Genomic DNA, 11,499 nt, shown 5'->3' on the forward strand with positions numbered 1-11,499 from the left:
CGGCGTTTGAGGACGAGCGCGGTAGCGCGATACCGGGGGTTCGGGGGCGGAGCCCCTGAGGCAGGGACGGGAATGGGTAGGGGCGGCGGGGGCGAGGAAAGGACCCTCAGGCCACCCGAGCCACCAACGCCGTGGCCACCGCCATCAACCCCTCGCCCCGCCCGGGAAAGCCGAGGCCGTCCGTGGTCGCGCCGGACACCGACACCGGCGCCCCCACAGCCTCGGAAAGAACCTTCTGCGCCTCGTCCCGCCGCTTGCCGATCTTCGGACGAGGCCCCACCACCTGAACGGCCACGTTCCCGATGGTGAACCCCCCGGCGCGAACGATCCGCGCCGCCTCCGTCAACAGCACAACCCCCGACGCCCCGGCCCACTCGGCCCGCCCGGTCCCGAAGTGCTGCCCAAGATCCCCCATCCCGGCCGCGGAGAAGAGCGCGTTGCAGGCGGCATGCGCGACGACATCCGCGTCGGAGTGCCCGGCCAGCCCCGGCCCCTCCCCTTCCCACTTCAACCCCGCGCACCACAGCTCACGCCCGTCCTCGAAGGCGTGAATGTCGGTACCGATACCGACGAGCGGCAGCACAGGCCCCCCGGAAACCCCCGACCCCTCAGAAGCCATCGTTCAACCTCCGCCGCGCCAGAACGGCCTCCGCCAGCACCAGATCCAGGGGACGCGTCACCTTGAACGCCTCCTCGTGCCCGGGCACGACGACCACCCGAAGCCCGAGCTGCTCGACCATGGACGCGTCGTCCGTGACGTTCTCGGTGACGGTCTCGTGCGCACGCACGAGCGTGTCGCGGTCGAACCCCTGCGGAGTCTGCACGGCGCGCAGCAGCGCCCGCTCCGGCGTGGCGACGACAGGCTCGGGCTCCCCCGCCACGACCGCGGGCTCGACCTGCTTGACGGTGTCCGCGAGCGGCAGCGCGGGCACGACGGCGGGAGCCCCGTCCCGTACGGCCTCGATGACGGCATCGACCGTGTCGACGGGCACGAGCGGACGCGCGGCATCGTGCACGAGCACGATGTCGATCCCGGGCGGCAGCGCGTCGAGCCCTATCCGTACGGACTCCTGCCGGCTGTCGCCCCCGGGCACGACGAGGAACTCGGTGCGCTCGGGCAGGGCATGCGCGTCGAGAAGTGTCTTCACCTCGGCGGCCCCGTCGGGCGGAGCCACGACGACGACGAGGGAAACGGCACGGGACGCGGCCATGGCGCGTACCGCGTGGATGAGCATGGGGGTGCCGTTCAGCGCGCGGAGCGCTTTGGGGGCGCCCGGACCAAGGCGTACGCCCCGGCCGGCGGCCGGAATCACGGCCGCCGTACGGGCCTCGGACGGCGAAGGGCGCGAATCGTCAGACATCGGTTCCTGTCAGGTTTGTATGCTCGGCCGACGTGGGTATGGCCTGGGCGTGGTACCCCCGACCGAAGGTTGGGGCAGTGCCGGGCGCGACGCCTTGACCGGACCCTTCCGTGACATTCGGTCGAGCCGCTGCCCGGGCCCGGCACGCCAAGTATCGGGGCCGTGAATGTTCGCCGAGAAATGATCGGCCATGAATGTTCAGGGGCACCGAGAGCAAGGTATCCGGGTACGAACATGCCGCAGCGCCCGGCGACAATGGATACGTCATCGGGCACCGCGGCATTTCATTGCGCCGAACCGCTCGTTTCGCCTCTGGTCAGAAAGCGATCAGAGCGCGGACGGGCGTCAGGACGCGAGGACCTCGTCGAGCAGTGCCTCGGCCTTGTCCTCGTTCGTGTTCTCCGCGAGGGCGAGCTCGCTCACCAGGATCTGGCGGGCCTTGGCGAGCATGCGCTTCTCGCCGGCGGAGAGTCCACGCTCGCGCTCACGACGCCACAGGTCACGGACGACTTCCGCAACCTTGATGACATCGCCGGAGGCGAGCTTCTCGAGATTTGCCTTGTAACGACGCGACCAGTTCGTGGGCTCCTCGGCATACGGCGCGCGCAGTACCTCGAAGACCCGGTCCAGCCCGTCCTGACCGACCACATCACGTACGCCGACGAACTCCGCATTGTCCGCTGGCACACGTACCGTCAGGTCACCCTGGGCGACCTTCAGCACCAAGTAGGTCTTGTCCACGCCTTTGATCTGGCGAGTTTCGATAGCCTCGATCAGCGCGGCCCCGTGATGGGGATAGACCACGGTGTCGCCAACCTTGAACGTCATGTGACAGGTACCCCTTCCGTGGCTATCCAGGGTAACACGGAAACCGCGTGTTCTGAATGGCGTTTTCGCAGGTCAGGGCATATCTCGGGGCTTGACAATCGCGACATGAACGTGCTGCGGAGGGGTAGCGGAGGACGGTATTCGCAGGTCGGAGCGGCTCTCCACGCGAGGAGAAACGCGCACGTTACAACACCCCGCGACCCCGCTCACGTGCCTGAACGTCCGTATTTGTCGGGTTCCGAGAGCCCACGTTCCGCTACTCCGTTCGGTGAGCGGAGTCGAGTACGAGGGGAATCCGGAATTGATCACGGCGGCCGAAGGCGCGTCGGAGATCGGCCGGAGAGTCGAGCCGGGAGTCGGGCCCGGGAGTGGGCCGAAGACCGATGGAAGATCCGTGGAAGATCAACGGAACAGCGGCCGAAGATCGACCGAAGATCGATTTCCGGGATCGCCATGCATTCCTTGCGGGATATCCGCAAGAGCCGGACAGGCGACTTACCGAAGCCTCTTATGTGAATGGCGGACGAGTGCGCGTCCAATGCCACCGCGGAGTGCGTTGCGCGGCGAGAGCGACAGCGGAAGACAGGGACCGGAAGACGGAGGGGGACATCGGAGGGGGACAGGGGGCTCGACCCTGCCCGACGGCACCCGACAGCACCCGGCGGCCGCTAGAGGCGGGTCGGGTGCGGTGGCGCGGGAACGGCTCGGTAACCTAAGGCCGCTGACAGACCCTTAGGGCGGCTTTATGCAGGAGCCGCTCTGCTTCGCCCACGTTCAAGGAGTTGCCGCCGCCGTGAGCAGCAGCCTTCGACGCGGCACACTCGCCGCCGCCGCCATCGCGTTCTCGGTCGCCTCGCTCGCCGCGTGCGGTGCCGGCAACAAGGCCCAGACGCTGGAGATCAAGCCGGACAACGCCGCCACCAGCGTCGGTGACATCCAGCTCCAGAGTGTCGTCGTCGTCACCCAGCCCGAGCTGGAGTCGACCGGCCCCGCCGTCGTCTCCGCGACCGTGTTCAACGACGGCCCCACCGCCCAGACGCTCGACTCCATCGCCGTGGAGGGCATCTCCGAGCCCGCCACGATCAAGCCGGCGAAGGGCTCGGGGGCGCTGACCATCCCGGCCGGCGGTTCCGTGATCCTCGGCGGCAAGGGCAATGCCTCCGCCGTACTGGAGAGCAGCCGTGAGGCCTTCGACGACGGCGACGCGCAGCCGGTCACCTTCACCTTCAGCAAGACCGGTGACGTGACCCTGAAGGCGTTCGTCGTGCCCGCCGAGAGCTACTTCTCCAAGTGGGGCCCGACCGAGATCCCGACGACGCCGTCCGCGAAGCCCTCCGGTTCGGGCTCGCCGACCGGCTCGGCGAGCGGGTCGCCCTCGGGCTCCCCGTCCGGGTCGGCGTCGGGCGAGACCGGCGAGGCGGGCTCCGAGCCCTCCGACACCGCGGCCTCGTCGAGCGCCACGGCCTCGGAATCGGCCGCGGGCCACTGACACCCGTACGGCGTAAGGGCGGGCCCCCTGTGGAGGGGGCCCGCCCTTACGCCGTACCGGAACCTTCGCACTCAAGATCTCCGTACGCGGTCCGTCGAACTGTCCTAAGCGGTTTACGGCTCGAACTTGTAGCCCAGGCCGCGGACCGTGACCAGGTAGCGAGGCGCGCCCGGGTCCGGCTCGATCTTGGCGCGGAGGCGCTTGACGTGGACGTCGAGGGTCTTGGTGTCGCCCACGTAGTCGGCGCCCCAGACCCGGTCGATGAGCTGCATACGGGTCAGTACACGGCCCGCGTTGCGCAGCAGCATCTCCAGGAGGTCGAACTCCTTGAGTGGCAGGTCGACCTTGGAGCCGGAGACGGTGACCACGTGGCGGTCCACGTCCATACGGACCGGACCGGCCTCCAGGGCCGCCGGGGTGACCTCCTCGGGCTCGCCGCGGCGGCGCAGGACGGCCCGGATACGGGCCACCAGCTCGCGGGACGAGAAGGGCTTGGTGACATAGTCATCGGCTCCTATTTCGAGCCCCACGACCTTGTCGATCTCGCTGTCCTTGGCGGTGACCATGATCACCGGGACGTTGGATCGGCTGCGCAGCTGGCGGCACACCTCGGTGCCGGGCAGTCCGGGCAGCATCAGGTCGAGGAGGACGAGGTCGGCGCCGTTGCGCTCGAACTCGTCGAGTCCGTCGGGCCCGGTGGTCGCGATGGCGACCTCGAAGCCCTCCTTGCGGAGCATGTAGGACAGAGCGTCGCTGAAGGACTCCTCGTCCTCGACGACGAGCACTCGGGTCACGGAAGGACCTCCGGGGCAGAAAACGGTTCGTACGGGGATGAGACGGTGGTCGTCCCGTCGGTCTGACCGGTCTCGTCGTCTTCGTCGAGTCCGGGCGTCTGGTCGTCGGTCGCGCGGTCGCGGGCCGCGCCCGCCTCCGGCAGCCTCAGTGTGAAGGTGGAGCCCTGACCCTCGGAGCTCCACACCGTGACCTCCCCGCTGTGCGAGGCTGCCACGTGCTTGACGATCGCGAGCCCCAGTCCCGTACCCCCGGTTGCGCGGGAACGGGCCGGGTCGACGCGGTAGAAGCGCTCGAAGATGCGCTCCTTGTCCTTGTCGGAGATGCCGATGCCCTGGTCGGTCACGGCAATCTCGATGAGGTCTCCGCCGGGCGCGGTCACCCGGCGCGCGGCTATGCCGACCCGGGTGCGGGCGGGCGAGTAGTTGACGGCGTTCTCCACGAGGTTGCCCAGTGCGGCGGCCAGTTGACCCCGGTTGCCCCAGATACTCAGATCGGCGGTACCGCCGGCGGCCATGGTGATCTGCTTCGCGCCGGCCTGGTGGCGGCAGCGGTCGATCGCCTCGGCGACCAGTTCGTCGATGCGAACGGGCTCGGCGTCCTCCAGCGGGTCGTCGTTCTGGACCCGGGAGAGGTCGATGAGCTCCTGGACGAGGTTGGTGAGGCGGGTCGCCTCTATCTGCATCCGTCCGGCGAAGCGTTCCACCGCCTCCGGGTCGTCGGAGGCGCCCATGACCGCTTCGGAGAGCAGCGAGAGCGCGCCGACGGGGGTCTTGAGCTCGTGGCTGACGTTGGCGACGAAGTCGCGTCGTACGGCCTCGATGCGGCGGGCCTCGGTGAGGTCCTCGACGAGGAGCAGTACGAGCCGGGAGCCGAGCGGCGCCACCCGGGCGGACACGGCGAGTGCCTCGCCGCGGCCGGTGCCCCGCCGGGGCAGGTCCAGCTCGACCTGCCGTATCTCCCCGTCCCTGCGGGTGTCGCGAGCCATCTGGAGCATCGGCTCGACGGCCAGTTTTCCGCCCCGGACCAGACCGAGGGCGTACGCTGCCGAGCTGGCCTTGACCACGGCGTCGGCCTCGTCGAGGACGACCGCGGAGGAGCGGAGCACGGACAGGACCGTGTCCACGCCCGGCGGAAGCACCGGGTCCGTGTGCAGGGAGGTGCGGGTGGGGCGTTTCTGTTCCCGCTCGCTCCAGCGGAACGCCAGCATGGCGATGACACCGGTGAGTACACCGGCGATCGCTGCCGCTGCGGCGACCGCCGCGTTCACGTCCATGGCTCCAGGTTAGGCACGCTGTACGCCCGGGTCACAGCCGTCCGAGGGTGGACTCGAACACTCGTCGCCCAGAGTTCACCCTGGAGACCATGCTGGTTCACTTCGTACGAGCGGGATGCATACGCCTCCCACCAGCGAGAAGAGGCAGTGTCGCCCAGAGTTCACCTTGGGGCCAGTGATGGTTCATTTGAGGGGGCGGAAACCGACGCGTTCAGGCCGGACCGTGGGAGCGTGGGGTTCGAGGGCCTGTGCCGAAAGTGGCGCCGTCCGTCCGAAGCCCGGCAGACGACACTTTCGACACAGGCCCTAGCCCCCTGAACCCCCGAATGCAGACGTAGAGAGGGACATCCTGATGCGGGACGCGTACCACGAGGAACTTGACTCGATCGGCGAGGGCCTGGTCGAGATGGCCCGTCTCGTCGGCTCGGCGATCGGTCGCGCGACGACGTCGATCCTCGACTCGGACCTGAAGCTGGCGGAGAGCGTGATCGCCGCCGACCAGAAGGTCGACGATCTCCAGCACGACCTCGAGGCACGGGCGATAGCCCTGCTGGCCCGGCAGCAGCCGGTCGCCACCGACCTGCGGATCGTCGTCACCTCGCTCCGTATGTCCGCCGACCTGGAGCGCTCCGGCGACCTCGCCCAGCATGTGGCGAAGCTCGCACGGCTCCGCTTCCCGGAGCGTGCGATCCCGCACGACCTGCACGCCACGATCCTGGAGATGGGCCAGCTCGCGCAGCGCCTGATGGCGAAGGCCGCGGAGGTCATCATCACCAAGGACGTCGACCTCGCGCTGCAGCTGGAGCAGGACGACGACGCGATGGACCTCCTCCACCGCACGCTCTTCCAGCACCTGCTGGACGACCGGTGGAAGCACGGCATCGAGACGGCCGTGGACGTGACGCTGCTCGGCCGCTACTACGAGCGGTTCGCCGACCACGCGGTGTCCGTGGCCAACCGCGTGGTGTACCTGGTGACCGGCGAGCACGCGGACGAGCTCCAGCCCGCGCCGCAGGTGGAAGGGGCGTAAGCCCTCGGCGGTGGGACGGGCGCCCATGGGGCGGGGCGGATGCGGTGCGTTGGCGAGTGCGGGTGATCCCGGGCTGGTCGCGCCGTTCCCCGCGCCCCTTCGGGCGCCAGGCGCATTGAGTCCCCCTGAGGGCGCGCGAGCCTCTGTGCGCCGTTGATGCGCCCGACCGGGTGGGCATGCAATGGGTGTAGGCACAAGCCTTCGAGGAGGGACCCATGGCCGAATCCCCCACCACGCCCGACCCGACCCAGGAACGCGAGACCGAACAGCCCGCCGAGATCAAGAGCCTGCCGCTCTTCGGCGCCTGCGGCTGCGGCTCGGGCTGCGGATGCGGGTGCCAGTCCGGCAATCCATGCCAGTGCGGCTGACCGCGCCGGCGCGGACGGCGCGCCGACGCCGCTGATCACGTACGACGCATGACTGCGAATGACCGCGAATGACTGCGAACGGGCCCCGCTTCAGGTGCGGGGCCCTTTCGTATGTACGGCCCTCACCGCGGTGGAGCACCAGTTCCCGTGCCGTTCGGTGTGGTCCGCATTCATGTCCGAATCCCTTTTGAGCCATGGCCTGACGTGACAGGGTGGCGCGACAGCCGTCGCGTTTGACACGGGCGGGGTCACGGGTCGACCTGAGCTGAGCGCCCTCGCCTTGCACGGTGTGTGCGCCCTGGCACTCCGACCGACAACGTGTTCCATGCGGGTCCTCGTGAGGACACCATGGAGCCATGCGCCGAAGGACACCGGATACCAACACCTGGCTGGACTCCCCCGACCCCGTACTCGCCCTGGCTCAGGGAGACCTGGCCTTCTACGAGAAGACGCGGGACTCGGCCCGCCGTTGGTATCGCCTGAGCGAACTGGGCGCACTTGCCACGTCGTCGTCCACGGTGGTGGCGGCAGGACTCGGCGCCCCGGCATGGCTGACCGCTCTCATCGCGGGCGGGGCCCTGTTCTTCACCGGTTTTCGCCAGGTGTTCGCGCACGGCCCCCGCTATGTACTGGCGTCCCAGTCACGTGAGGTCCTCCGACGAGCCGTCAACCGGTATCAGCTGCTGCCTGAATCCGAGCGTGACGAAGGGGCCCGGCAACAACTGCTCGCAGCGGTCGAGCGGGTCGGCGACGAGGAACTCCGCCAATGGGTCGAGCAACGAAACCAGACCTCGGTGGGCCGCAGCGAGCCATCAGCCGGCCCCGCTCCCCTGACCTGACCTGACCGCCCGCAGAAGCCGGCTACCGACGAAGTCGTGCCCCCGCTTCGGAATGCCGACCCGGTGACGTCGTGCCACGCTGAGATCGGGGATCGAGTCAGTCCGGGTGTTCGGAGCCGGACCGGATGGCTCTGCGACCCGAGGAGGCCGGCATGGCCAGTTACGCCACGCAACACAAATCGGCCGACGCAGCCGATCCACGCCCCTGGCATGCGCCCACATCCGGTGTCACCGTCTTCGCGGCCGTGCTGATGATGTTCGGCGGAGCGATGGCGATCTTCGAGGGAATCGCGGCCGTCGCCAAGGACGACCTGTTCATCTCGACCCGCAACTACGTGTTCGAGTTCAGCCTGGCGGGCTGGGGCTGGGTCCACCTCATTCTGGGAATCGTCCTCGTCCTCGCGGGATGCGCCGTGCTCACCGGAGCACTGTGGGCGCGCTTCTTCGGTGTGCTCGTGGCCGGCCTGGGCGCACTCGCCAACTTCCTGTGGGTGCCGTACTACCCCCTGTGGGCCCTGTCGCTGGTCGCCGTCAACATCTTCGTCGTCTGGGCACTGTGCACGGGCATGCACAGAGAGGCCGACGACGGCCGGGTGACCTGACCCGGGCGTGCCCGATCAACCGGAAATCCTCCCCGTGATCGGAGGTCCTCCCCATTGCCGGAGGTCCTCCCCATTGCCGGAAGGCCTCCCCATTGTCGGAGAGCCTCCCTACGCCAAAAGCCCCCGCCCTGCGGAGAAACCGCAGTTCGGGGGCTTTGAGGTGTGCGCTTACTTCTTCTTGCCCTGGTTCTTGACGGCCTCGATAGCTGCCGCGGCCGCGTCCGGGTCCAGGTAAGTGCCGCCCGGGTTCAGTGGCTTGAAGTCGGCGTCGAGTTCGTAGGAGAGGGGGATGCCTGTCGGGATGTTGAGGCCCGCGATGTCGGCGTCGGAGACTCCGTCGAGGTGCTTGACCAGGGCGCGGAGGCTGTTGCCGTGGGCCGCGACCAGGACCGTGCGGCCCGCCAGGAGGTCCGGGACGATGCCGTCGTACCAGTACGGGAGCATGCGGACGACGACGTCCTTCAGGCACTCCGTGCGGGGGCGGAGCTCCGGGGGGATCGTCGCGTAGCGCGGGTCGTCCGACTGGGAGAACTCCGTGCCGTCCTCAAGGGCCGGCGGCGGCGTGTCGTACGAGCGGCGCCACAGCATGAACTGCTCCTCGCCGAACTCCGCGAGGGTCTGCGCCTTGTCCTTGCCCTGCAGCGCACCGTAGTGGCGCTCGTTCAGGCGCCAGGAGCGGTGGACCGGGATCCAGTGGCGGTCCGCGGACTCCAGCGAGAGCTGGGCGGTGCGGATCGCGCGCTTCTGGAGGGACGTGTGGACCACGTCGGGGAGAAGGCCGGCGTCCTTCAGGAGCTCGCCGCCGCGGACTGCCTCCTTCTCGCCCTTCTCGTTGAGGTTGACGTCCACCCATCCGGTGAACAGGTTCTTCGCGTTCCATTCGCTCTCGCCGTGGCGGAGGAGGATCAGCTTGTACGGTGCGTCGGCCATGGCCCCGAGCGTAATCGAACCCACAGATCGCCCGCTCCCCCGCCCGGAACCCGGACAGGGCGAGGGGCTGACCAGAGGGCCGAAGGCCGACCGCGGCTCCCACAGTTGACGGCTTCTGTTAATTGAGTGGACCCCACCGGAGCCGTACTCGTAAGTTGCGCCCATCGCCTGAGCCACTTACGCACAGCCGCTTACGCACACCCGGGGGTCCCGATGCCACTCACGTCCATGAGACGTGCCGCCCGTGAGACCGTCTCGGGGCTCCCCCGCGAGTTCTGGTGGCTGTGGACCAGCACACTCGTCAACCGGCTCGGCGCGTTCGTCGCCACCTTCATGGCGCTCTACCTCACCCTCGACCGTGGCTACTCCGCCTCGTACGCCGGACTGGTCGCCGCACTCCACGGGCTCGGCGGTGTCATCTCCTCGCTCGGCGCGGGCGTCATGACGGACCGGCTCGGACGGCGGCCCACCCTCCTCGTCGCCCAGTCCTCGACCGCCGTCTCCGTCGCGCTGCTCGGCTTCGTGCACCACCCGGTCGCGATCGCCGCCGTCGCCTTCCTGGTGGGGATGGCCAGCAACGCCTCCCGGCCCGCCGTGCAGGCGATGATGGCCGACATCGTCCGGCCCGAGGACCGCGTCCGGGCCTTCTCCCTCAACTACTGGGCCATCAACCTGGGGTTCGCCGTCTCCGCCATGGCGGCCGGGTTCATCGCCGAGTACAGCTACCTCGCCGGCTTCCTCATCGAGGCCGGAATGACCATGATCTGCGCGATCCTCGTCTTCGCGAAGCTGCCCGAGTCCCGGCCCGAGCGGGTCTCGAAGGGCGTCGACGAACCCGAGACCGGGCTCGGGACCGTGCTGCGCGACGGGCGCTTCATGGGCGTCGTCGGGCTGTCCTTCCTCGTCTCACTGATCTTCCAGCAGGGGTATCTGGGCCTGCCCGTGGCGATGGGTGAGGCCGGGTTCACCCCCGCCGACTACGGCATGGCGATCGCGGTGAACGGCGTCCTCATCGTCGTCCTCCAGATCCCCGTCACCCGCTTCATCGAGCACCGGGACCCGAGGCGGCTTCTCGTCCTCTCGTCCCTGCTCGCCGGGTACGGGTTCGGGCTCACCGCCTTCGCCGGATCGGTCGGCGTCTTCGCGCTCACGGTCTGCGTCTGGACCCTCGCCGAGATCGTCAACGCGCCCACCCAGACCAGCCTCGTCGTCCGCCTCTCCCCCACCCACGGCCGCGGCCGCTACCAGGGCATGTACACCATGTCCTGGTCCGTCGCCGCCCTCGTCGCGCCCCTGATGTCCGGTTTCGTCATCGACCGGTACGGGGCGGAGTGGCTGTGGGGCGCGTGCGCGGTCATCGGCACGGTCGCGGGTACGGGGTACTGGGCCCTGATGCGCCACCTGCCGACGCACGACCCGGAGGCAGCCGAGGTGCCTCTTCCCACCTCCAAGCCCGAGGTCAGCGCAGCGTGAACCAACCCCCCGTACGCATCACGGATGCATCCGCGCCCCCTTGAGCACCTTGTCCACCGCGTTGCGCGGCCCGTACACCGCGAGCCCCACCAGGTCCAGCTCCGCCGTCGGTACGGCCCGTACCGCCGCCCGGTTGTCGCGGTCGTTGCCCGTGCTGAACAGGTCGGACGTGAAGACCGCGCGGGGCAGCGCCCTGGACAGCACGCGCGCGTGGGCCGCCGTCAGCGTCTCCTTCGTGCCCTGGAACACCAGGACCGGCTGGCGGAACATCGGCAGATAGCCGGTCCCGTCGGCGTCCTCGTACGGCTCGCCGATCACCTCGGGTACGGACGGCCCGATCCCGCTCACCAGGAACGCGGTCACGTTCAGCCGCTGCCACGGCTCCAGGTCCTCCCGCAGCAGGACGGCGATCTTGGTGTCGAAGCGGACGGGTTCCGTGGAAAGGGGCTCCGCGGGAAGGGACTCGGTAGGAAGCGGTTCAGCGTTCATGCAATGAGACTGCCGAGCCGCG

The 11,499-nt window shown here is 69.0% G+C and carries 13 protein-coding genes; 6 read left to right on the forward strand and 7 right to left on the reverse strand.

Features of this window, described 5'->3' with window-relative positions; genetic code table 11:
• Positions 1–106: 106 nt before the first annotated feature.
• From ispF to ACFWXQ_RS41070, 3 genes are all read right to left on the reverse strand, one after another.
• The gene (gene ispF, locus ACFWXQ_RS41060) at positions 107–619 is read right to left on the reverse strand and encodes a 2-C-methyl-D-erythritol 2,4-cyclodiphosphate synthase (RefSeq protein ID WP_383952350.1); all 513 of its coding nucleotides are present in this window, start codon (positions 617–619) and stop codon (positions 107–109) included.
• Positions 609–1,361, reverse strand: a complete 753-nt coding sequence (ispD, locus tag ACFWXQ_RS41065) for a 2-C-methyl-D-erythritol 4-phosphate cytidylyltransferase (protein WP_383952352.1) — start codon at positions 1,359–1,361, stop codon at positions 609–611. The genes ispF and ispD overlap by 11 nt, the downstream gene beginning before the upstream one ends.
• Positions 1,362–1,706: 345 nt before the next feature.
• Positions 1,707–2,189, reverse strand: a complete 483-nt coding sequence (locus ACFWXQ_RS41070; protein WP_003953493.1) for a CarD family transcriptional regulator — start codon at positions 2,187–2,189, stop codon at positions 1,707–1,709.
• 793 nt (positions 2,190–2,982) lie between these two features.
• Between ACFWXQ_RS41070 and ACFWXQ_RS41075 the strand changes: the two genes are divergently transcribed.
• Positions 2,983–3,678 carry a DUF461 domain-containing protein gene (locus tag ACFWXQ_RS41075; protein ID WP_383952354.1) on the forward strand — a complete coding sequence of 232 codons (696 nt, stop codon included), beginning with the start codon at positions 2,983–2,985 and terminating at the stop codon, positions 3,676–3,678.
• A gap of 113 nt (positions 3,679–3,791) precedes the next feature.
• Here the strand turns inward: ACFWXQ_RS41075 and ACFWXQ_RS41080 are convergent, their stop codons facing one another.
• Together ACFWXQ_RS41080 and ACFWXQ_RS41085 are read right to left on the reverse strand one after the other, a co-directional pair.
• Positions 3,792–4,472: a response regulator transcription factor gene (locus ACFWXQ_RS41080; protein WP_033322296.1), complete on the reverse strand. Its 681-nt coding sequence runs from the start codon at positions 4,470–4,472 to the stop codon at positions 3,792–3,794.
• Positions 4,469–5,746: a cell wall metabolism sensor histidine kinase WalK gene (locus ACFWXQ_RS41085; RefSeq protein WP_143639563.1), complete on the reverse strand. Its 1,278-nt coding sequence runs from the start codon at positions 5,744–5,746 to the stop codon at positions 4,469–4,471. Before ACFWXQ_RS41085 ends, ACFWXQ_RS41080 begins: the two co-directional genes overlap by 4 nt.
• A 352-nt stretch (positions 5,747–6,098) precedes the next feature.
• Here ACFWXQ_RS41085 and phoU point away from each other — a divergent pair, with 352 nt between their 5' ends.
• From phoU to ACFWXQ_RS41105, 4 genes are all read left to right on the forward strand, one after another.
• Complete coding sequence (gene phoU / locus ACFWXQ_RS41090; protein WP_383952356.1) at positions 6,099–6,776, forward strand: phosphate signaling complex protein PhoU; 678 nt, start codon at positions 6,099–6,101, stop codon at positions 6,774–6,776.
• Positions 6,777–6,991: 215 nt separating this feature from the next.
• Positions 6,992–7,144 carry a hypothetical protein gene (locus ACFWXQ_RS41095; protein WP_186001259.1) on the forward strand — a complete coding sequence of 51 codons (153 nt, stop codon included), beginning with the start codon at positions 6,992–6,994 and terminating at the stop codon, positions 7,142–7,144.
• A 356-nt stretch (positions 7,145–7,500) separates the two neighbouring features.
• Entirely contained in the window at positions 7,501–7,983 is a 483-nt protein-coding gene (locus ACFWXQ_RS41100) for an SLATT domain-containing protein (RefSeq protein WP_383952359.1), read from the forward strand.
• A 152-nt stretch (positions 7,984–8,135) separates the two neighbouring features.
• Positions 8,136–8,585: a hypothetical protein gene (locus tag ACFWXQ_RS41105; protein ID WP_383952361.1), complete on the forward strand. Its 450-nt coding sequence runs from the start codon at positions 8,136–8,138 to the stop codon at positions 8,583–8,585.
• Between the two features lie 168 nt (positions 8,586–8,753).
• On the opposite strand, the gene ACFWXQ_RS41110 is transcribed toward ACFWXQ_RS41105, so the two are convergent.
• Positions 8,754–9,515 carry a phosphoglyceromutase gene (locus ACFWXQ_RS41110; protein WP_383952363.1) on the reverse strand — a complete coding sequence of 254 codons (762 nt, stop codon included), beginning with the start codon at positions 9,513–9,515 and terminating at the stop codon, positions 8,754–8,756.
• Positions 9,516–9,728: 213 nt separating this feature from the next.
• Here ACFWXQ_RS41110 and ACFWXQ_RS41115 point away from each other — a divergent pair, with 213 nt between their 5' ends.
• Entirely contained in the window at positions 9,729–10,988 is a 1,260-nt protein-coding gene (locus tag ACFWXQ_RS41115) for an MDR family MFS transporter (RefSeq protein ID WP_383952365.1), read from the forward strand.
• An 18-nt stretch (positions 10,989–11,006) separates the two neighbouring features.
• Here the strand turns inward: ACFWXQ_RS41115 and ACFWXQ_RS41120 are convergent, their stop codons facing one another.
• The gene (locus ACFWXQ_RS41120) at positions 11,007–11,477 is read right to left on the reverse strand and encodes a DUF2000 family protein (protein ID WP_383952367.1); all 471 of its coding nucleotides are present in this window, start codon (positions 11,475–11,477) and stop codon (positions 11,007–11,009) included.
• Positions 11,478–11,499 lie beyond the last annotated feature (22 nt).

Origin of the sequence: Streptomyces sp. NPDC058697 (assembly GCF_042715345.1) — a bacterium.
In the GTDB taxonomy this organism is placed as follows: Bacteria; Actinomycetota; Actinomycetes; order Streptomycetales; family Streptomycetaceae; genus Streptomyces; species Streptomyces liliifuscus.

Excerpts from the sequence above, each read along its gene's own strand:
- ispF (WP_383952350.1), bottom strand. The coding sequence starts at position 619 with ATGGCTTCTGAGGGGTCGGGGGTTTCCGGGGGGCCTGTGCTGCCGCTC.
- ispD (WP_383952352.1), bottom strand. The coding sequence starts at position 1,361 with ATGTCTGACGATTCGCGCCCTTCGCCGTCCGAGGCCCGTACGGCGGCC.
- ACFWXQ_RS41070 (WP_003953493.1), bottom strand. The coding sequence starts at position 2,189 with ATGACGTTCAAGGTTGGCGACACCGTGGTCTATCCCCATCACGGGGCC.
- ACFWXQ_RS41085 (WP_143639563.1), bottom strand. The coding sequence starts at position 5,746 with ATGGACGTGAACGCGGCGGTCGCCGCAGCGGCAGCGATCGCCGGTGTA.
- phoU (WP_383952356.1), top strand. The coding sequence starts at position 6,099 with ATGCGGGACGCGTACCACGAGGAACTTGACTCGATCGGCGAGGGCCTG.
- ACFWXQ_RS41095 (WP_186001259.1), top strand. The coding sequence starts at position 6,992 with ATGGCCGAATCCCCCACCACGCCCGACCCGACCCAGGAACGCGAGACC.
- ACFWXQ_RS41100 (WP_383952359.1), top strand. The coding sequence starts at position 7,501 with ATGCGCCGAAGGACACCGGATACCAACACCTGGCTGGACTCCCCCGAC.
- ACFWXQ_RS41105 (WP_383952361.1), top strand. The coding sequence starts at position 8,136 with ATGGCCAGTTACGCCACGCAACACAAATCGGCCGACGCAGCCGATCCA.
- ACFWXQ_RS41110 (WP_383952363.1), bottom strand. The coding sequence starts at position 9,515 with ATGGCCGACGCACCGTACAAGCTGATCCTCCTCCGCCACGGCGAGAGC.
- ACFWXQ_RS41115 (WP_383952365.1), top strand. The coding sequence starts at position 9,729 with ATGCCACTCACGTCCATGAGACGTGCCGCCCGTGAGACCGTCTCGGGG.
- ACFWXQ_RS41120 (WP_383952367.1), bottom strand. The coding sequence starts at position 11,477 with ATGAACGCTGAACCGCTTCCTACCGAGTCCCTTCCCGCGGAGCCCCTT.